Raw genomic sequence first — 19,169 nt, 5'->3', positions numbered from 1 at the left:
GAAATCAAATATCGATACTAATAGATTGCATTGCGTTTTTTACTGAACCATACTTTAACAGGGCACGCTTTGCCTGCTCGTATTCTGTGAGGCCGGTTTTTTCCATGATCATTTTGGTGCCGCGATCGATCAGTTTCTGATTGGTCAGTTGCATGTTCACCATTTTGTTGTCTTCCACCCGGCCGAGTGCAATCATTAAGGAAGTGGAAATCATATTCAGGATCAGTTTTTGCGCGGTTCCACTTTTCATACGTGTGCTGCCTGTGAGAAATTCTGGTCCTACTACACATTCGATGGGATAATCTGCCCAGGCACTAATGGGACTATCGGGATTACAACAAAGGCTGCCGGTCAGCAAACCCATTTCCCTGGCTTTTTTCAGGGCGCCAATAACATAGGGCGTGGAACCACTGGCCGCGATTCCCAGGATGGTGTCCCTTTCAGTTGGCTTATAATGGGCAAGGTCCAGCCAGGCCTGATCGCTATCATCCTCTGCATTTTCGACTGCCTGCTGGATGGCTTTGTTGCCACCGGCAATGATACCAATGATCAGGGTAGGGGGCACTCCAAAGGTAGGCGGACATTCAGCTGCATCCAGGATGCCGAGTCGCCCGGAGGTACCAGCTCCCACATAAAAAAGGCGACCGCCCGCCAGCATGCGATCACTGGTAGCTTCTACAAATGCCTCTATGTAGGGGATCACTTCTTCAATAGCATCCGGCACAGATTTGTCTTCTTTATTAATGGTACGCAGGATCTCCCCCATGCTCCAGGTTTCGAGATGCCGGTAGTTCGATGTTTGTTCTGTAATTCGTTGGTAAGCCATGCATTTGTAGTTGAAAAATAGTTGCCCATAATGCAGTATATAACCGCACATACCTGCATATAATTGCATAAATTTATGTATATTCAGGAATATTTCCGCAAAAACAGGCTGTTTAACCACTAAATTTCTGCTTATGAATCAGTATTTAGATAAGTTGTACCGGATTGCTTCCCGTCCGGAAAGGAGGATCATCGGGCTCATGTCAGGCACATCTGTAGATGGGTTGGACATCGCCCTGTGCCGGTTCAGGGGGAATGGAATGGATACTGAGATCCGGTTAGAGCAGTTTATCACCTTGCCGTATGGAGCGGAATTCAAAGAAGAAATTGCCTCGGTATTTTCAAAATCCCAGGTGGATTTGCAAAAACTCTGTCTGCTGAATGGCTGGATAGCTGAGCAGCATGCAGATCTGATTGCCCAGGCATTAAAAAAATGGGGGATTTCACCCGAAGAGATCGACATTGTTGCGAGTCATGGGCAAACAATCTTTCACGCACCCAAATCCTTACACGGGATTGAGAAATTCGGAAATGGCACCCTGCAATTGGGCGATGGCGATCACCTGGCAGTAAGAACCGGCATTATCACCATCAGCGATTTTCGGCAGAAACATATTGCAGGAGGAGGTGAAGGCGCTCCCCTTGCTGCCTATGGCGATTACCTGATTTTTTCCAAAGCCGGTGAAAACAGGATCTTGCTGAATATTGGCGGCATAGCCAATTTCACTTTTTTACCCGGCGACCTGAACCCCGACCGCGTATTCTGCTCTGATACCGGTACAGGCAATACCCTGATGGATGCGTTTATACAGAAAGTGCATCCGGGTACTTATTACGATTCCAATGGACAGCTTGCCTCACAGGGACGCATAAACGAAAAACTCCTGCAGGCATTATTGGATCATCCCTTTTTTGAGCAGCCCTTTCCTAAAACAACCGGACCGGAATTGTTTAATCTGGCTTACCTGGATGCAGCAAAACGAAAGGCTGGAACATCAGCAATTTCAGAAGCGGATATCATGGCAACCTTAAACCGGTTTTCGGCAGAAGGTATAGCCCAGGCAGTGAAATCACAAATCGATGCGCCCTCCGATTTTCATTTTTATGTAAGTGGTGGCGGTATGCACAACCCGGTGTTGATGAACAACCTGCGCAACTTACTTCCCGGTATACAATTTAAAGATACGAGTGCGCTAGGCATTGATCCCGATGCCAAAGAAGCAGTCCTGTTTGCTGTGTTGGCGAATGAATGGCTGACAGGTGGCCGGGTGAATTTTGGTGAAGGTCGAAATGGTATTCCAACCGTATCGATGGGCAAATTGAGTTTCCCAGGATGAGGCCAATTTTGTATCTTCCAGAAAAATAGATGTATGCTCTCAAAAACAATGCAGGATGCCCTGAATAAACAAGTGCAGATGGAAGCCGAATCTTCGCAGGCTTACCTGGCAATGGCTTCCTGGGCCGATATTCAACCCGGACTACAAGGAGTTGCTGCCTTCTTTTACAAACAGGCAGATGAAGAAAGAATGCATATGCTCAAACTCATGGGCTTTATCAATGAACGCGGTGGATTCGCGATGGTACCCCCACTTGAACAACCCATCCTCACTTTTCGCAGTCTACAATCTGCATTCGCCGAATTTCTCAAACACGAAATCAAAGTCAGCAACAGCATCAATGATATTGTACACCTTTCCCTTTCCGAAAAGGATTATGCCACCCACAATTTCTTACAGTGGTATGTAACCGAACAAATGGAAGAAGAGCGTACCGCCCGCACCCTTAATGAAAAACTGGAGTTGATTGGAGAGGATAAGAGTGGGTTGTATTTGTTTGATAGGGATATTATGGCATATAGGGGAGGTGAAAAGTGAGACGTCAGATGTGAGACGTGAGACGTGAGAAGGGTGAAAACACTCTACCAGAATTAATAGCCCTATATTTTCTTTATGGGAAATATAGGGCTATGTTATTAGAACTAAAACATCAAAAGCTTACTGTCTTTCAAATTGCACGAGATTGTGCAATAGAATGCTATAAAATCACCAGATTATTTCCTGAAGTTGAAAAATTTGGAATTACACAACAAATTCGTAGAGCAGCAGTTTCAGTTTTTCTAAATATTGCAGAAGGCGCCGCAAGAAAAACTGTCAAGGAAAGAATTCGATTTTATGAAATCGCCAGAGCATCTTTAATTGAGGTTGATGCCGCCCTTGAAATTAGTTATCACCTGGGGTATTTTAATGCAGCCTCCAATACATCCATCTCCAGCCTGATGAATCATTGTTTTGCTCTTCTCTCAAACTTAATTAAACAATCCGAATCATCAGATTAACCGTCTCACATCTCACGTCTCACTTCTCACATCTGACGTCTCACCTCAATGGAGTAACAGTTCACACGGCTTAATCCCCGTATGCTTCTTAAACGCTGTTGAAAAATGGGAGATAGAAGAATAGCCGAGCATCATGGAAACTTCGGTGACACTGAGGCCTTTTTCGTAGAGCAGATAGCGGGCATGCTCCATGCGCTGGCTCTGGTAGAAATCAAAAACCGTAGTGCCATACATTTCCTTGAAACCCTTTTTCAGGTAACATTCATTGATGGCGACTTTTTTGCTGAGTTCTTTAATGGTGATCGGTTCACCAATATGTTGTAGTAATAATTCGCGTGCCTTTTCAATTTTCACCCGGTCATTGTCATTGGCCAGGAATTTACAGGAGAAGGCGATTTCTTCCTTCTCTCCTACCATACAATCCAGGCTGAACAATAGCAACATCTGCATCTGCGCATTGATGAAGATATTCTCCATTGAACCATTGTACTGGTGATTCAACAGGGTTTCCAATACTGAGCGTGTCCGGCTGCAAAGTGATAATGCCTTTGAAAAGGTAGTTCGATGTCGAAACCGGATGATATCATCCTGGAGGGAGTTCATGTTGCCGGAGCCAACAAACTGCGATAAATGAGCCGGACTGAATACAAAACTCATCACATCCACACTAGGGGTGCGATGCTCACAGGCAGGGGTTTGGGTAACCCGGCAGCTATCGCACTCAGTCTGATACTGACGGCAATACATATTACCAGCAATACAAAAGCGTAACTCAAGGTAATTCTGTTTCTCATCCGCCGGCACCCGGTGATACACCAGGAAACCTGTATCATCCATCTCAAAAGCAATGTTTTTCCGGTAGCGGTGGATAGTGTAATGCACAGAACCAGGAATTTGCTGCTCCTTTTGGTACAGTAGTTCCAACTCATTGTACATCACCGGCGCTTTCCGGGCTATGGATAATATATCAGGCGACTGAAACATCAACGGGCAAAAATAGGCAAGTTCAGGTAAATGGTCCGCCATCAATCCCCCCTCCACCTGTCATCCCTCTGTCATTTCTGGATCTGCATGCCCCTTCTCACGTCTCACGTCTGACTTCTCACTTCTGACGTCTCACGTCTCACATCTGACCTCTTTTCCGTACATTTGCCAATAGTCTTTTTTTCTACCATTTAAGCGTATTGACCAGTATTTATGAGTACAGAAATTCAGGAAGAAACCCTAGCAAACAACAATGGTTATGGTGCGGATAGTATCCAGGTTTTAGAGGGACTGGAAGCAGTTCGGAAGCGCCCTGCCATGTATATTGGTGATATCGGTGTAAAAGGTCTCCACCACCTGGTGTATGAGGTGGTCGACAACTCAATTGATGAAGCCCTCGCTGGCTATTGCAAGAATATTGAAGTAACCATCCACGAAGACAATTCCATCTCAGTTCAGGATGATGGCCGGGGTATCCCTACCGCCATGCATACCAAGGAGAAAAGAAGTGCACTGGAGGTTGTAATGACCGTGCTGCACGCAGGTGGTAAATTCGACAAAAACACTTACAAGGTTTCCGGTGGTCTGCACGGGGTGGGTGTAAGTTGCGTGAATGCCCTTAGTCGCGATCTGAAAGTAACTGTACAGCGCGAAGGCAAGATTTTCCAGCAGGAATATAAAATTGGTATCCCTCAATACGCTGTAAAAGAAGTTGGCACATCCGAAAAAACCGGTACCCGCGTTCACTTTTGGCCTGATGAAACCATCTTCACCAGCCTGGTGTATAATAGGGAAATTCTGGAAGGCCGTCTCCGCGAACTGGCATTCCTGAACCGCAAGATCAATATCATTCTAAACGACCTGCGTGAACTGGATGAAAATGGCCAGCACTATACCAACACGTTTTATTCAGAAGGTGGTATCACCGAATTCGTGGAGATGCTTGACCAGGCAGCCAATCGTACACCACTCATTGCCAAAACCCTCTATGTAGAAGGGTACGATGAAACCTCTCATGTGGCGGTGGAAGTGGCTCTCTCCTATAACAATGATTTCAAGGAGCATATCTTCTCCTATGTAAATAATATCAACACCATCGAAGGTGGTACCCACGTAACAGGTTTCCGCAGAGCTTTAACCCGCGTGTTCAAAAGCTATGGCGACCGGGAAGGACTCTTTGAAAAAGCCAAAATTGAAGTGGAAGGGGATGACTTCCGCGAAGGTCTCAGCTCCATCATTTCAGTGAAGGTTCCGGAGCCTCAGTTCGAAGGACAAACCAAGACCAAACTTGGCAACAGTGATGTTACCGGTGTGGTGGAAACAACTGTGAGTCGCGCGCTGGAAGCCTACCTCGAAGAAAATCCCAAGGAAGCAAGGAATGTTATCTCCAAAGTGATCCTGGCTGCCCAGGCTCGTGTGGCTGCTAAAAAAGCCCGCGAAATGGTGCAGCGGAAAACAGTTCTTTCGGGTGGTGGCCTGCCTGGTAAACTGGCAGATTGTTCGGAGCGGGACCCTGAGCGTTGTGAGCTCTACCTGGTCGAAGGAGACTCAGCGGGTGGTACTGCCAAGCAGGGCCGCGACCGGAATTTCCAGGCCATTCTCCCTCTCAGGGGTAAGATCCTGAACGTGGAAAAAGCCATGGAGCACAAGATCTATGAGAATGAGGAGATCCGGAATATCTATACCGCCCTCGGTGTAACAGTAGGAACTCCTGAAGATCCTAAAGCATTGAACCTCAGCAAACTTCGCTACCATAAACTGATCATCATGACGGATGCCGATGTGGATGGATCACATATCGCCACCCTGATTCTGACCTTCCTGTACCGGTATATGTCTGAAATGGTACTTAATAAATATGTATACCTGGCCCAACCACCCCTTTACCTGGTTAAAAAAGGAAAGGAACAGGGTTATGCCTGGGGGGAAGAAGACCGAAAAATGCTTGTTGAAAAGTTCGGTGGAGGCAAGGAAGACAGTGTAACCATCCAGCGCTACAAGGGTTTGGGTGAGATGAATGCCACCCAGCTTTGGGAAACCACCATGAATCCGGATACCCGAACCCTCAAGCTGGTTACCATTGAAAATGCAGCAGAAGCCGACCGGGTATTCAGCATGCTGATGGGTGACGAAGTACCGCCAAGACGCGAATTCATTGAAAGTCACGCTAAATACGCCAAAATCGACATCTGATATTAAAATTTTCCTATTTATATCCGCGTATCAGGGTCATTCTAAGATTTTTTGGCTAGCTTGTGCGCGCGTTTTAACCCTATTGTTCATTTAAAATTTTTAAAACATGGCAGATATCAAATTGACCGCATATAACGTAAAGACCAAGGAAAAAGGTGTAGAGATCAAAGACGCAGTGATCACTAAAACTGCCAGAGGCGGTTATATGGCACAGGGTAATGATGGTAAGGGTAACAAACTTACTACCATGCTGGGTGAAGAGAAAGCCCTTGCTGCTATTAAAGCCGGCATCGCTAAACAAGGCTGGTAATTTTCCAACTCAACGAATAAAAAAGCACCTGTTCTTTGTGAGGCAGGTGCTTTTTTTTATTTTCATACTCTGTGAGTAAACGATTTCTGTTATACCTGGCCAACGCTCTGTTGCTTATTTGTCTTGCCTGTTCTGTAAAAGCCCAATCCATTGTTGACTCCCCCTACCACATCAACGGATCGGCCTTCAAGGAAAATTGCAACTGTTATACACTTACATCTGCTACCAACACACAATCCGGCTCAGTTTGGAATATCAATAAAATCAACCTTCAAGAATCCTTTGAATATCGGTTTGATGTATTTCTGGGCTGTAAGGACCCCGATGGAGCTGATGGAATGGTCTTTGTTCTCCAGCCCATTGCAACCAATATTGGATCACAGGGTGGCGGAATTGGCTTCCAGGGTGTACAACCCTCCGTCGGCATTGCCATTGATACATGGCAAAATACAGACAATGCTGACCCGGATTTTGACCATATCAGCATACAGAAAAATGGCGATAACAATCATAACAGTTCCAATAACCTGGCCGGTCCAGTAGCCGCCTCTGCCTTCAGTAACAATATTGAAGATTGTCAGTGGCATGTGCTCCGTATCCGGTGGGATGCCAATCTTTTCATTTTATCAGCCTTTATTGATGACCAGTTACGGGTATCAGATACGATCAATTTGGTTGCAGAGGTTTTCGGAAATGATCCAATGGTATTCTGGGGTTTTACTTCAGCCACCGGAGGTGCTAACAATGAACATCGGTTTTGTACTTCGTTGAAATCCAACTTTACACAATTGCCTAGCGTGGAGACCTGTGCACCACAGGAAATCCAACTCGTCGATCAATCCACCTCTTTTGGAACTATCGTTGGTTGGCATTGGGATTTTGGGGATGGTACTACCTACACGGATAAAAATCCGCCTCCACATTTTTATCAAAATCCGGGCAACTATACTGTTTCCTCAGTTGTGTTGGCCAATAATGGATGCTGGTCAGATACCTTTAAACAGATCATCACCATTGGCTCTATTCCGGAACCAGATTTCCTGGTGCCCGATACGATCTGTGGTTCGGAGGTAATTCAACCCTTTGACCGCTCTTATGTGGAATTTGGAAGTATCACTGAATGGAACTGGGTCATTAATGGCCAGCCATTTAACGGGCAGGCTCCTCCGGAGATCAGGGTACCCGGGCCAGCACAGGTTCCTGTTCGTTTACGTGTGAAAACAAAAGAAGGATGTGAATCTGCAACGGTCGAAAAAATCGTTCATCTGCTGGATCAACCTGAAATCGAATTATTACCACCCATAAGTGCTGCTTGTGTGGGAGATGAAATAATACTCATAGCCAATTCAACCTTATCAGCCAATCCTGTAGTTGAATGGGCCTGGAACTCATTGATTGGTTCCTCCACCCAAAATCGAATTACACTTAGAAGCACTGTTAATGGTGATTTCCCATTATCCGTAAGAGGAAAAGGAGCAAATGGTTGCTGGAGTGAACCAGTACAACATATCGCCAGCTTTTTCCAAACCAATGCCAATGCAGGCAGAGATACTGTAGTTGCTATCAACCAGCCATTGCAGTTAAATGGATCAGGAGGTCAATATTACAATTGGTCGCCAGCCGGACAGCTATCCGATCCTTCTCTCCCAAATCCGGTTGCCATTCTGGACCGGCCAACCACACTGGTATTAACAGCTTTTACAGATGCGGGTTGTGCAACCACAGATTCCTTATTTGTTCGGGTATTCAAAGGGCCGGATCTCTATGTACCCAACGCTTTTACACCCAATGGTGATGGTAAAAATGATCGATTCAGTTTCCTGGCAATTGGAATGAAACAGGTCTATTATTTCAGGATTTTCAACCGCCTTGGACAACTGGTGTATGAGGGTTTAAATGCCGGCGGTTGGGATGGTCGCCTGGGTGGAATTGATCAACCTGCAGGAACTTATGTTTGGATGATCAGCGGTGAGGACTATAACGGCAATGCCTACAGGAAAAAAGGCAGTTTGCAATTGATCCGGTAAAACTGGGCCGGATTGCTTATTTTTAAAAACAGATTTCACACTTATTCCTCAACGATACGCAAGCAAGTAATATGAAAAAACAAATTTTATCAGCATGCCTCCTGGCAGGCTTCAGCTTCAGTGCCTGTTTTGCACAGAAAGATCCCAAACTTACAGAGCAATGGAATCCGGTTCCACCGATTATTAATCCAGGTTCAGCGCAACAGGCGCCATCAGATGCCATCGTGCTCTTTGATGGCAAAAATCTCTCTGAATGGGTGAGTGCAAAAGATGGTTCCAGTCCCGCTGCATGGGTAGTAGAAAATGGCATCTTCACAGTAAAGGCAGGTTCCGGTGATATCAAAACCAAGCAGGTCTTTGAAGATTTTCAACTGCATATCGAATGGAGAACACCGGCAAAGGTAGAAAGTGAAGGCCAGGGCAGAGGTAATAGTGGCGTTTTCCTGATGGAACAATACGAGTTGCAGGTACTGGATAGTTATGGCAACACCACCTATTCAAATGGCCAGGCAGGAAGCATTTACAAGCAAACCATGCCGATGGTGAATGCGAGTAAAGGTCCGGGTGAATGGCAGACTTATGATGTTATTTTTACTGCGCCCCGCTTTCTTGAGAACGGTATGCTGAAATCACCAGCAAGAATTACTGTGTTACACAATGGGGTGCTGATTCAGAACAATACCAGCATTGCTGGTGCAACAGAATACATCGGAATTGCAACCTACAAAAAACATGGCCCCATGGGGATCAAACTCCAGGATCATGGCAATCCGGTGAGTTTCCGGAATATCTGGGTTCGTAAACTCTGATCCTCCCCTCACCCGTCCGGTGGCACCGGACGGGTGAGATAACCAATTATACAAAGCGGAGCGGTTCAAAGGCATTGCCAAGAATCGGCTCCGCTTTTACGTTTAACCAGTTCTCCAGCACCGTGGCATATACCCGTCGGAAATCTACCTTATATTGAAGGTCTCCAAGTTTCAGAGACGTTAAATCATCCAGTTCATTCAGTAAGCCTTTCTGCTTCAAGCCTCCTGAAATAAAAAACATGTTATTGGCACTGCCATGATCGGTTCCCCTGCTTGCATTCTGCGCCACTCTTCTTCCGAATTCTGAAAAACTCATGATCAATACATCTTCAAAGCGGTTGTTCTTTTTGAGATCCGTTACAAAAGCCTCCAATGCTTCATTAATCTGTTTGAACAAACGGGATTGCTGAACATCCTGTCCCACATGTGTATCAAAACTTCCAATGGAAACATAATACACCTGAGTATTTATATCAGATAGAATCAGGGAAGCAATTGTTTTCAAATTGCGGCCCAGTTCATGGTTTGGATACAGGCCGGTAGTCAGCTGCTGACTATGTTCATAGATGTAGGCAGTACTTTTTTTGGTATCTGCCAATGTCTTGTAGAGATAGGATACCGTATGCTCTGCATGCTCCTGATCATGCGCATTTAAAAAATCCTGAAATAGAGGAGAACGCCCCGCCTGGTATAACTTACGCGGATCCTTAAACGCAAACCCATTTTTTGTTTTCCCCTTTAATGCCAGGCTCAACATATCATCAATCTCAATGGCCTGTGTAGAATGTTCGCAGTTCCTGCATTGTTCATCCAGGAATCTGCCCAACCATCCTGTTTGCCAATATTCTTTTGCTCCACTTGCGCTCTGCCAGATATCCATGCTTCTGAAATGAGAACGATCGGGTTCCGGATACCCAACATTATTGAGAATACCCAGGGCTCCATCCTCGAACAACTTTCCCAAATAATTCAGTGATGGATGCAAGCCTGCATCATCTGTCAGGCGAATCGCTTTTTCTTTTGCAATGGCAATTCCAGGTCTGGATTTATAATAAATATCATTACCATAAGGAATCACGGTATTTAAGCCATCATTGCCACCGCTGAGCTGCAAAACCACCAACACCTTATTTCCTGGAGCTACTTTCTCATCTGCATCAAATGCATGCAGAAAACGGGGCATCAGTAAAGATGCGGTTGCAAGTCCGGTACCTTTTATAAATGATCTTCTCTTAATTAACATAGCAACAAGGTATTAACATAATTGATATTCGGGACTCTGCATCAGCAGTATGGTCCGGCTAGAAAGAAGTGATTCTCTGCTGTTGTGTTTACTGTATTTTTCCAGCATAAGGGTTGATGGTGCCTTTTCTGTTTGAAGCAGGAAGGTACTTAGTGCTGTTTCTGCATCCTTGTTCTCCACTCCGGAAAAAGCCTGTAAAAAAAGAGGCCAGCGAATCTGTGCAACTAGCCCTTTAGCGGGTTTTGCAACTTTACCCATCTGAACATCATCATCTGCTTTAGGACTAACAGTAAAATCTGTTCCGGCACTAAGTATCCTGGGCAGCTGCAAACGGTACATCAATGAACTGCTATCAATCCAGGCTCTACCGGATGGCCAACCAGCTACATTGGGAGGATTAAAAAGTACTTGTCCCATGATGCGTTGAAAACTCATTCCAGCATCCTGGTTTCCAAATTCCATTGGCAACTGCCGGTTGATTCCAACCCATAATTCAATCGGAGATTTAATCCGGTTGCCGATATTTTTCTTCTGATAAAACCAGTCTGAAGAAAATATGGTTTGCATCAATTGACCAATATCATATCCGGATGCATAAAATCCATTGGAGAGTGAGGAGACAATTTTTTCATCGAGCTCCTCATTTACAAAAAAACGGTAGACCTTTTCAGTCAGAAAACGCGCTGTTGCTTTTTGCTTCACCAATAGTTTGAGCACATCTTCACCTGTGAAATTACCAGTTTGACCAAATATCCGTTTGCTTCCCGCATCATGTTGACCTTCTCTGAAAATAAAATCCCCCGTATAGGTTGCATTCCATCCGGTAAAAGCCCGCGCTGCTTCTTTGATATCCTCTTCTGAATAATTGCCCTTTCCGACAGTAAACAATTCCATTACTTCTCTGGCAAAATTTTCATTCGGACTGTTTTTTCGGTTCTGATTAGCATTCAGATAATTGATCATAGCCGCAGACTTACTAACGGCCATCAACAAATCCGGGAACTTTCCCAATGCATGGCTTCTAATTACCTGAAGATACTGTTGCAGATGCATCGCATTACCAGTTCGGCAGGCAAAATGATCATGCCAGAAAAAAGCCATCTTCTCCCTGAGTTGAGCTTTGCTGCTGATCATTTCCTTTATCCAGAGCCGATTCAATTTTTTAATCCCTTCCTGGTGAAAATTCCTCAATTGTTTTTTATCTTCTTCACCAGCGTCCTTTAGTTTTTTAGAAATCTCCGGCAGTGTCATACCGGCAAAAGGATTATCGACTGCCTTCAAATCAGAAGGCTCGTTAAACGATTCCTGGAGAAACTGCTTTCGGAAATCAGCAGGTTTTGCCTTTCGGATTTGTGGCAGGTCTGCGGCAGCCGGACCAAATCCTGCACGCCAGGCCAGATGCTGTAGAGCTGTTTGCGATACTTTCAAAAGATCCTATTTTCCTAATAAGATCAAATTCCAGTCCGAAAGTTTAAACCTATTTGATAATTATATCAAAGCCCAGTTGGAAAGACTGGAAAAGGTTCAGGTTAATCCCATTATTCTTCGTAACTGAATTATCAATATCGTTTTCAATTCTGGAATAATTATATCGTATTCCTCCAAACTCAATATTGATAAGAACTTTGCCAGAGGGCTGGTAAAATAGTCCGGGGGTAATCCCTGTCAAAAACTCGCTGCCTTTGGTTGTATATATTGTACCATTTGCAGTTCTGGATTCATATTTGCCCATATTTCCCCAGACCCCAACTTCGGGATACCAGCCAAATCCATTTTTAAAAGGAAATAATTTTTTACCAAATACGCCAAGATCAAATGCACGGTTATTGGTCTTTTGTCCATTATCATATTTGGTCTGCGACAAATTAATACCTGTCCGCATACTGATCAAAGTGTTGGACGCTACAGCATAGCTGATGCGCGGAGCCAGAGAAAAATTGGAGCTGCTGTTATTGGCACCTGAACCAGAAAAGGAACTGGAAGAAGATCCAAATCCGGCAGATCCTCCAAATAAAATACTCCCTTTAGGTACCTGGGCATTTGCAACCAGGAAAGTACATAAGGAGACCATTAAAAAAGTAACTATTTTTTTCATAAAATAAAATTTCACTCAAAATCTGATATGTATTTCATACCTGCAATACTCCGGCAATATTTAACCTCCCATTATGTTACCAGAATTAGAAATATTCTATTGAATGCAGCAAAAAAAATCCGTGGTTGTCCACGGATTTACAAGAAGATTAGACATGAATTATTTAATCCATTCACCACCAAAATAAGGCTGTACAGCTTTGGGTAATTTTATTCCCTCCGGGGTTTGATTGTTCTCCAGCAATGCTGCTACGATACGCGGCAGCGCCATAGAACTACCATTCAAAGAATGCAGCAATTGTGTTTTGCCTTTTTCATCTTTGAACCGGATTTTCATACGGTTGGTCTGATAGGCTTCAAAATTGGAAACAGAACTCACTTCCAGCCATTTTTCCTGGGCAGCACTGTACACTTCAAAATCATAGGTGAGTGCTGATGTGAAGCCCATATCGCCGCCGCATAACCGAAGAATGCGATAAGGAAGTTCCAGGCTTTGTAAGAGCTTCTCAACATGCAAAACCATTTCTTCCAATACCTGGTAGCTAGTTTCAGGATGAACCAGTTGTACTACTTCCACTTTATCAAACTGGTGCAGTCTGTTTAAACCACGAACATCCTTTCCATAACTACCTGCCTCTCTTCTGAAGCAGGGTGTATAGGCCGTCATCTTCACAGGAAGTTCATTCGCGTTCAGAATCTCATCGCGGTAAATATTGGTAACCGGAACTTCGGCTGTTGGAATCAGGTAAAAATTATCAGCGGTAGCATGATACATCTGTCCTTCTTTATCGGGCAATTGGCCAGTTCCGTAAGCAGATGCTTCATTTACCATATGTGGAGGCAGGTATTCTACATAACCCGCAGCCGTATTATAATCCAGAAAATAACTGATCAGTGCACGTTGCAATTTGGCTCCCTGGTTTTTATATACAGGGAAACCACTGCCGGTAATCTTGTTACCCAGTTCAAAATCAATCAAGCCATACTGTGATACCAGGTCCCAGTGGGGCTTGGATCCTGCAGCCAGAACAGGCTTCACGCCTCCTTCCCGAACCACAACATTTTCTTCCGGAGTGCGACCAACAGGCACTTCTGCAGCCGGCAGATTGGGAAGTTGTACCAGGATGCCATGAACCGCGGCCTCCAGGTCAGCCAGTTCAGAAGTATCATCCATTTGTATTTTGATGGCAGCCACTTCCGCCTTGAGTGCCTCCGCTTCTTCCTTTTTGGCCGATTTCATCAGGTTACCGATTTCCTTGGATGCCGCATTCACCCTGCTTTGCAATTCATCCCGCTCAAACTGGAGTTTTCTTCTTTTTTCATCCAGCGCAATCAGCTCATCCACGAGGTTCAACTGGGAAAAATGTTTTACGGCCAGTCTTTCCTTCACGAAATCCGCGTTCTGCCTGATAAAATTCACCTGTAACATCTCTTTTTGAATTTGACGCAAATATAAGTGACCCGTCCGGTTATCTTTGTACCATGAATGTACAGGACGATTTACAGGTACGCTGGTGGAACCTGGAAGCTAAGCTGGTGGAGCGTTTCGGTAAGAAGCCAGATATGGAAACGATTTTATTCCTGATCGGGATACAGGAACTGGGAGAAGTAAAGGAGAAATTCAGCAAGGAGCAAAAACAGGATCTGATGCATGTGGCTGTATGCAGCCTACTGGCTCAAAGCGGCTATTATGAACTGGAAGGGCGCGATCCCGATGGCTGGCCTCATTTCAGGCAATTGAAAGACCTGCCAATTCTGCCTCCGAATGAACAGGAACTCTTTTTAAAAGATCATGTTTTACTCTACTTTGATAAAAATGAGTTGTAGGTTGATTACCTGCTGCCTGGTGTTAGGTGCTCTAATAATAGGTTGCAGTCCCAAAGCGGGGGCTCCTATCCCTAAAAGATTTCAGAACCGGGATGTGGAGCTACAAACCAGCAAGGGTACCATACGGCTACGATTATACAACGAAACCCCTCATCATCGTGATAATTTCATCCGCCTGGTAAGATCCGGTTTTTATGATGGCATTCAATTCCACCGGGTGATTCCGGACTTTATGATTCAGGCAGGGGACCCCAAATCCAGAAAAGCTGCTGATACGGCTAAGCTGGGAAGTGGTGGGCCCGGATATACTATTCCGGCTGAAATCCGTCCGCAGTACTTTCACCGCAAGGGAGTGCTGGCAGCTGCCCGTATGGGCGATCATGTGAATCCTGAAAGAGCCAGTAGTGGCAGCCAGTTTTATATTGTACAGGGCAGGGTGTTTACCGATCAGTCCCTGGACTCGGTAGAAATCAATCGCCTGAATGGCCGGAAACTACCTGTGGAGCACAGGGCTGTTTACAAAACAATTGGTGGAGCTCCTCACCTGGATCAGGCCTATACGATCTTTGGAGAAGTGATCACTGGCCTGGAGGTGGTGGATTCCATCGCCGCAGTAAAAACCAGTGGTCGTACAGGTGGGGATCGCCCCCTTGAGCCAGTGGTGATTAAGAAAGTCCGGCTAATACGCCGCCCCTAATTCATAATTCATACTTCATAATTCATAATTCTCCATATTTTGCAGCACAAAACGTCAAGACATGAATATCCCTGCAGCATTAAAGTATACGAAAGATCACGAATGGATCAAATTGGAAGGAAATATTGCAACCATTGGCATCACTGATTTCGCTCAGGGGGAATTGGGTGATATTGTATATGTGGAAATCGAAACAGTTGGTAAAAACCTGGATGCAGAAGCTGTATTTGGTACAGTAGAAGCTGTTAAAACCGTATCAGATCTGTTCTTGCCTGTAAGTGGAACCATTAACGAAGTAAATCCCGCCCTTGCTGCCAACCCAGAGCTGGTGAACTCCGACCCCTATGGTGAAGGCTGGATGATTAAAATGACAGTTTCCAATCCGGCTGATGTGGATGCCCTGCTGGATTCGGAAGGTTATAAGACACTGATCGGATAATTCCTTCTTGACAACTGCTAACACATACACAGAACCAGAACTGGTTCAATTGCTCCGGCAAAAAGAGGAGACTGCTTTTAAGTATCTGTATGATCATTATGCAGGTGCCTTAAATGGTGTGATACTTCAAATTATTCCTGATCAGGCCCTCGCTTCAGATGTTTTACAGGAAGTTTTTGTAAACATCTGGCGAAGAATGGAGACTTATGATGCATCGAAGGGAAGATTATTTACCTGGATGCTCAATATCGCCAGGAATGCGGCCATTGACATGACCCGATCCAAAGCCTACCAGAACAGCCAGAAAAACCGGGAACTGGATTCTGACGTACATATTCAGCCGGAGGGAACTAATCCTTCACTGGATCATATAGGCTTATCGAAAGTAATCGGGCAATTGAAAGAAGAGCACCGGGTATTAATCGATCTGGCTTATCTGAAAGGATATACGCATGAGGAAATAGCAAAGCTGCTGGAAATCCCCCTGGGAACCGTGAAAACGAGAATCCGTGCCGCCTTGCTGCAACTTAGAAAATTTTTAACGTGAATGTGCAGGAATACATAGAAAGTGGCAGCATTGAAAGCTGTGTACTGGGACTCGCAGATCAGGCGGAGCAACAGGAACTGGAGCGTATGTGCGCTGCCTATCCTGAAGTTCGGGCTGCACGCGATGCCTTTGAAGCCAGCCTGGAAGCCAGTGCCATGGCCGGTGCGGTTGCACCTCCTCCTGCCCTGCGCGATTCCATTTTTGAAAAAATCACCCAACCTGAATCAGGTTCTCTCACTCAGCCCGCCCCAGTTGTTGAACTGCCAACTCCGGAGGCGTACTCTGGTGTCGGTTGGAAAAAATACCTCGTAGCTGCTTCGGTTATATTGCTGGCTGGAAGTGCAGTCCTGAATATTTACCTGTACAACCGGTATCAACAATCTGATTCCTTGTATAAAGATCTGCTTGCCCAACAGCAGCAGCTCGCTGAGAATAACAATAGCATCCAAACCCGTTTGAATGAACTGGAAACGGATTTGAGCAGGATCAAAAATCCCAATGTACAGCCAATTAAAATGACAGCTGTAAATAACACGAATAGTTTAACCACTGTGTATTGGGATAAAAATGCTGCGGAAGTTTACCTGTTGGTTAACCAATTACCGAAACCTGAACCTGGAAAACAATATCAATTGTGGGCAATCGTTAATGGTAAACCTGTAGATGCTGGTGTAATTGATTTAGAACCAGGAGATGGTTTGGTGAAAATGAAAAATATTCCAAGTGCAGAAGCTTTTGCTATCACCCTGGAAAATGCAGGCGGCAGTCAGAGTCCTACGCTGACAGCTATGTATGTGTTAGGAAAAGTATAATTACATTTTCATGTTGCACTCGTTTTTTGAAAGACGAACATTCCCTTTAGTATTACTTGTTTTTGTTCATTTCCTCCTGCTGCTACCAGGAGGCAGTTTCGGCAAAGAAAAAATCGAGCTTATTCCTCATGCCGATAAGATTGTTCATTTCGGCCTCTATTTTATAATGGTAGGAAGTTGGGTTGTTTTCTTTAACCTGAAAGACGATCTCAACCCTCACCAAAAAAGAACCTGGAATTTTATAATTGTATTACTGGCAATAGGAGATGGAATTATTGTGGAGTTCATGCAGGCCTCGCCTTTGATTCACCGGGATTTTGATTGGTTGGATGCCCTTGCAGATGGTATCGGTGCAATTGCCGGACTCATCGCCGGACTCTGGTTCACCAAAAAAATAAAACGCCCCCCTTTCACATAGTTTTCACGTTTCACTTCTCACATCTGTCGTCTCACCTTCTTTCACTTTTCACCTTTCACTTTTCACCATAAAAAAAGGCCCCTGTGGAAACAGGGGCCGTAACCAAAACTAACTGCTTATGAGAAAATTGACTGCTTAAGTGAGAGTCAAAAACGTTGAATCTAATTTCTATTATACTAAACGATCAAACTAACCAAATAGTGTGCTTTGAATCGTTAAAGAACTTTGAAATTTACCAATCTCTACTTTTCTCTTTCTCTCTTTCGTTGATAACACAAAGTAACGACAGTATCTCCGCTATTTAATCAGACCCAATTTGATTTTTAAAATAATTAACACGGAGCCCGCATCACGACTGCTTTCGTAGGGATTACGCAAACGTTTGATATACCCTATTCAGGGTATTATCCGTAAAAAATGATAGAAAAAGAAGTAAAAACAACAGCAATTTCAATTCACCCGATCACCTACTGAATTTACCACATTAATTCGGTAAAAACAAAATTAATTTCCCTGTTGCTGCGTCATTTTTTCTGCGTTCTCTGCAAACTGTAAACGATCAATAAATTCCTGGATATCGCCATTCAAAACAGCGTCGAGGTTGTATGCTGTGTAGTTGATTCTGTGGTCTGTTACTCTACCTTGAGGAAAATTATACGTTCTGATTTTTGCACTGCGATCCCCACTGCTTACCAGGCTTTTCCGGTGGCGGGAAATTTCTTCTTCCTGCTTGCGCACCTGCTCTTCATAGAGTTTGGTTCTGAGCATTTGCATGGCTTTTTCCCGGTTGGCCAGCTGGGTTCTTTCTGTCTGACAAATCACTACCGTTCCGGTTGGAATATGCGTGAGCATTACTTTGGTTTCCACCTTATTCACATTCTGACCACCGGCTCCGCCACTTCGGGCAGTTTCCATTTTGACATCCGCATCCCGGATTTCCACATCCACTTCCTCTGCTTCCGGCATTACTGCCACAGTTGCGGCACTGGTATGCACTCTTCCGCTTGCTTCAGTTGCCGGCACCCGCTGCACCCGGTGTACACCTGATTCAAATTTCATTGTGCCATACACATCATCTCCAATCACCTCCACATTCACTTCTTTATAACCTCCAACAGTTCCCTCATTTTCGCTCAGGATAGCTGTTTTCCAGCCTTTACTGTTGCAATAACGCAGGTACATATTCAGCAGATCTCCGGCAAATAAAGAAGCTTCATCGCCACCTGTTCCGGCACGTATTTCAAGAATGGCGTTTTTTTCATCCTGAGGATCCTTTGGTATCAGCATTTGGCGGATGGCCGCACGCAGCTTTTCTTCCTTTTCCTCAAGCACAGGTAGTTCTTCCTTGGCGAGTTCACGCAATTCCTCATCATCTCCTGCCAGCGCCTCCCGGTAGGTTTCAACATCAGACAAAACTGACTTATACTGGTTGTATTGTTCAACAATCTTTTCCAGGCTGCGGTATTCTTTGCTCAGGGCACTGAACTTCTTATTGTCTCCCACGATTTCAGGGTTGGTCAGCGCCACACCCAGGTCTTTAAATCTAGCCTCAATCGCTTCCAGCTTGTCTAACATAGTTGCTTACTTTTATACCGGGAAAAGGTTGGCA

Annotated in this window: 20 protein-coding genes; 13 read left to right on the top strand and 7 right to left on the bottom strand. The window is 44.8% G+C overall.

What is annotated here, in order from left to right; translation table 11 throughout:
* Positions 1-4 precede the first annotated feature (4 nt).
* Complete coding sequence (gene murQ / locus MD536_RS13845; RefSeq protein ID WP_239601145.1) at positions 5-826, bottom strand: N-acetylmuramic acid 6-phosphate etherase; 822 nt, start codon at positions 824-826, stop codon at positions 5-7.
* Positions 827-959: 133 nt separating this feature from the next.
* Here murQ and MD536_RS13840 point away from each other — a divergent pair, with 133 nt between their 5' ends.
* From MD536_RS13840 to MD536_RS13830, 3 genes are all read left to right on the top strand, one after another.
* Positions 960-2,162, top strand: a complete 1,203-nt coding sequence (locus tag MD536_RS13840) for an anhydro-N-acetylmuramic acid kinase (RefSeq protein ID WP_239601143.1) — start codon at positions 960-962, stop codon at positions 2,160-2,162.
* A gap of 33 nt (positions 2,163-2,195) precedes the next feature.
* Complete coding sequence (locus MD536_RS13835) at positions 2,196-2,699, top strand: ferritin (RefSeq protein WP_234866900.1); 504 nt, start codon at positions 2,196-2,198, stop codon at positions 2,697-2,699.
* A 92-nt stretch (positions 2,700-2,791) separates the two neighbouring features.
* Positions 2,792-3,160 carry a four helix bundle protein gene (locus MD536_RS13830; protein ID WP_239601141.1) on the top strand — a complete coding sequence of 123 codons (369 nt, stop codon included), beginning with the start codon at positions 2,792-2,794 and terminating at the stop codon, positions 3,158-3,160.
* Between the two features lie 45 nt (positions 3,161-3,205).
* Here MD536_RS13830 and MD536_RS13825 read toward each other — a convergent pair whose 3' ends face one another.
* A complete protein-coding gene (locus tag MD536_RS13825) occupies positions 3,206-4,186 on the bottom strand; it encodes a helix-turn-helix transcriptional regulator (protein WP_239601139.1) in 981 nt (326 codons plus the stop codon).
* 171 nt (positions 4,187-4,357) lie between these two features.
* On the opposite strand from MD536_RS13825, the gene gyrB reads away from it, so the two are divergent.
* From gyrB to MD536_RS13805, 4 genes are all read left to right on the top strand, one after another.
* Positions 4,358-6,337, top strand: a complete 1,980-nt coding sequence (gene gyrB / locus MD536_RS13820; protein WP_239601137.1) for a DNA topoisomerase (ATP-hydrolyzing) subunit B — start codon at positions 4,358-4,360, stop codon at positions 6,335-6,337.
* A gap of 106 nt (positions 6,338-6,443) precedes the next feature.
* Positions 6,444-6,647: a hypothetical protein gene (locus tag MD536_RS13815; protein ID WP_039133489.1), complete on the top strand. Its 204-nt coding sequence runs from the start codon at positions 6,444-6,446 to the stop codon at positions 6,645-6,647.
* Between the two features lie 71 nt (positions 6,648-6,718).
* On the top strand, positions 6,719-8,674 hold the full coding sequence (locus tag MD536_RS13810) for a lectin-like domain-containing protein (protein ID WP_239601135.1): 1,956 nt from the start codon (positions 6,719-6,721) through the stop codon (positions 8,672-8,674).
* 71 nt (positions 8,675-8,745) lie between these two features.
* The gene (locus tag MD536_RS13805; protein WP_239601128.1) at positions 8,746-9,483 is read left to right on the top strand and encodes a 3-keto-disaccharide hydrolase; all 738 of its coding nucleotides are present in this window, start codon (positions 8,746-8,748) and stop codon (positions 9,481-9,483) included.
* Positions 9,484-9,529: 46 nt separating this feature from the next.
* Here the strand turns inward: MD536_RS13805 and MD536_RS13800 are convergent, their stop codons facing one another.
* From MD536_RS13800 to serS, 4 genes are all read right to left on the bottom strand, one after another.
* Positions 9,530-10,726: a DUF1501 domain-containing protein gene (locus MD536_RS13800; protein WP_239601127.1), complete on the bottom strand. Its 1,197-nt coding sequence runs from the start codon at positions 10,724-10,726 to the stop codon at positions 9,530-9,532.
* Between the two features lie 12 nt (positions 10,727-10,738).
* Positions 10,739-12,154 (bottom strand): DUF1800 domain-containing protein, encoded by a 1,416-nt coding sequence (locus tag MD536_RS13795; RefSeq protein WP_239601125.1) that lies wholly within the window; start codon positions 12,152-12,154, stop codon positions 10,739-10,741.
* Between the two features lie 49 nt (positions 12,155-12,203).
* Positions 12,204-12,821 (bottom strand): hypothetical protein, encoded by a 618-nt coding sequence (locus MD536_RS13790; protein WP_239601123.1) that lies wholly within the window; start codon positions 12,819-12,821, stop codon positions 12,204-12,206.
* Between the two features lie 159 nt (positions 12,822-12,980).
* A complete protein-coding gene (serS, locus tag MD536_RS13785; protein ID WP_239601121.1) occupies positions 12,981-14,249 on the bottom strand; it encodes a serine--tRNA ligase in 1,269 nt (422 codons plus the stop codon).
* Between the two features lie 53 nt (positions 14,250-14,302).
* Here serS and MD536_RS13780 point away from each other — a divergent pair, with 53 nt between their 5' ends.
* From MD536_RS13780 to MD536_RS13755, 6 genes are all read left to right on the top strand, one after another.
* A complete protein-coding gene (locus MD536_RS13780; protein ID WP_239601119.1) occupies positions 14,303-14,647 on the top strand; it encodes a hypothetical protein in 345 nt (114 codons plus the stop codon).
* A complete protein-coding gene (locus MD536_RS13775) occupies positions 14,637-15,344 on the top strand; it encodes a peptidylprolyl isomerase (protein ID WP_239601117.1) in 708 nt (235 codons plus the stop codon). The genes MD536_RS13780 and MD536_RS13775 overlap by 11 nt, the downstream gene beginning before the upstream one ends.
* Positions 15,345-15,405: 61 nt before the next feature.
* Complete coding sequence (gcvH, locus tag MD536_RS13770) at positions 15,406-15,783, top strand: glycine cleavage system protein GcvH (protein WP_239601116.1); 378 nt, start codon at positions 15,406-15,408, stop codon at positions 15,781-15,783.
* A 7-nt stretch (positions 15,784-15,790) separates the two neighbouring features.
* On the top strand, positions 15,791-16,330 hold the full coding sequence (locus MD536_RS13765) for an RNA polymerase sigma factor (RefSeq protein WP_239601114.1): 540 nt from the start codon (positions 15,791-15,793) through the stop codon (positions 16,328-16,330).
* On the top strand, positions 16,327-17,142 hold the full coding sequence (locus tag MD536_RS13760) for an anti-sigma factor (RefSeq protein WP_239601112.1): 816 nt from the start codon (positions 16,327-16,329) through the stop codon (positions 17,140-17,142). The genes MD536_RS13765 and MD536_RS13760 overlap by 4 nt, the downstream gene beginning before the upstream one ends.
* Before the next feature lie 10 nt (positions 17,143-17,152).
* Positions 17,153-17,560 (top strand): VanZ family protein, encoded by a 408-nt coding sequence (locus tag MD536_RS13755; protein ID WP_239601110.1) that lies wholly within the window; start codon positions 17,153-17,155, stop codon positions 17,558-17,560.
* A gap of 504 nt (positions 17,561-18,064) precedes the next feature.
* Here the strand turns inward: MD536_RS13755 and prfA are convergent.
* A complete protein-coding gene (prfA, locus tag MD536_RS13750) occupies positions 18,065-19,135 on the bottom strand; it encodes a peptide chain release factor 1 (RefSeq protein WP_239601108.1) in 1,071 nt (356 codons plus the stop codon).
* Positions 19,136-19,169: the final 34 nt, after the last annotated feature.

This window comes from Flavihumibacter cheonanensis (assembly GCF_022352215.1).
Lineage (GTDB): Bacteria > Bacteroidota > Bacteroidia > Chitinophagales > Chitinophagaceae > Flavihumibacter > Flavihumibacter cheonanensis.
The sequence above is the reverse complement of the archived record's forward strand: the minus strand, read 5'-3'. Positions and strand labels throughout refer to the sequence as shown.

What these genes read in the sequence shown, in the direction of transcription:
- murQ (WP_239601145.1), bottom strand. Translation starts at nt 826, where the DNA reads ATGGCTTACCAACGAATTACAGAACAAACATCGAACTACCGGCATCTC.
- MD536_RS13840 (WP_239601143.1), top strand. Translation starts at nt 960, where the DNA reads ATGAATCAGTATTTAGATAAGTTGTACCGGATTGCTTCCCGTCCGGAA.
- MD536_RS13835 (WP_234866900.1), top strand. Translation starts at nt 2,196, where the DNA reads ATGCTCTCAAAAACAATGCAGGATGCCCTGAATAAACAAGTGCAGATG.
- MD536_RS13830 (WP_239601141.1), top strand. Translation starts at nt 2,792, where the DNA reads ATGTTATTAGAACTAAAACATCAAAAGCTTACTGTCTTTCAAATTGCA.
- MD536_RS13825 (WP_239601139.1), bottom strand. Translation starts at nt 4,186, where the DNA reads ATGGCGGACCATTTACCTGAACTTGCCTATTTTTGCCCGTTGATGTTT.
- gyrB (WP_239601137.1), top strand. Translation starts at nt 4,358, where the DNA reads ATGAGTACAGAAATTCAGGAAGAAACCCTAGCAAACAACAATGGTTAT.
- MD536_RS13815 (WP_039133489.1), top strand. Translation starts at nt 6,444, where the DNA reads ATGGCAGATATCAAATTGACCGCATATAACGTAAAGACCAAGGAAAAA.
- MD536_RS13805 (WP_239601128.1), top strand. Translation starts at nt 8,746, where the DNA reads ATGAAAAAACAAATTTTATCAGCATGCCTCCTGGCAGGCTTCAGCTTC.
- MD536_RS13800 (WP_239601127.1), bottom strand. Translation starts at nt 10,726, where the DNA reads ATGTTAATTAAGAGAAGATCATTTATAAAAGGTACCGGACTTGCAACC.
- MD536_RS13790 (WP_239601123.1), bottom strand. Translation starts at nt 12,821, where the DNA reads ATGAAAAAAATAGTTACTTTTTTAATGGTCTCCTTATGTACTTTCCTG.
- serS (WP_239601121.1), bottom strand. Translation starts at nt 14,249, where the DNA reads ATGTTACAGGTGAATTTTATCAGGCAGAACGCGGATTTCGTGAAGGAA.
- MD536_RS13780 (WP_239601119.1), top strand. Translation starts at nt 14,303, where the DNA reads ATGAATGTACAGGACGATTTACAGGTACGCTGGTGGAACCTGGAAGCT.
- MD536_RS13775 (WP_239601117.1), top strand. Translation starts at nt 14,637, where the DNA reads ATGAGTTGTAGGTTGATTACCTGCTGCCTGGTGTTAGGTGCTCTAATA.
- gcvH (WP_239601116.1), top strand. Translation starts at nt 15,406, where the DNA reads ATGAATATCCCTGCAGCATTAAAGTATACGAAAGATCACGAATGGATC.
- MD536_RS13755 (WP_239601110.1), top strand. Translation starts at nt 17,153, where the DNA reads ATGTTGCACTCGTTTTTTGAAAGACGAACATTCCCTTTAGTATTACTT.
- prfA (WP_239601108.1), bottom strand. Translation starts at nt 19,135, where the DNA reads ATGTTAGACAAGCTGGAAGCGATTGAGGCTAGATTTAAAGACCTGGGT.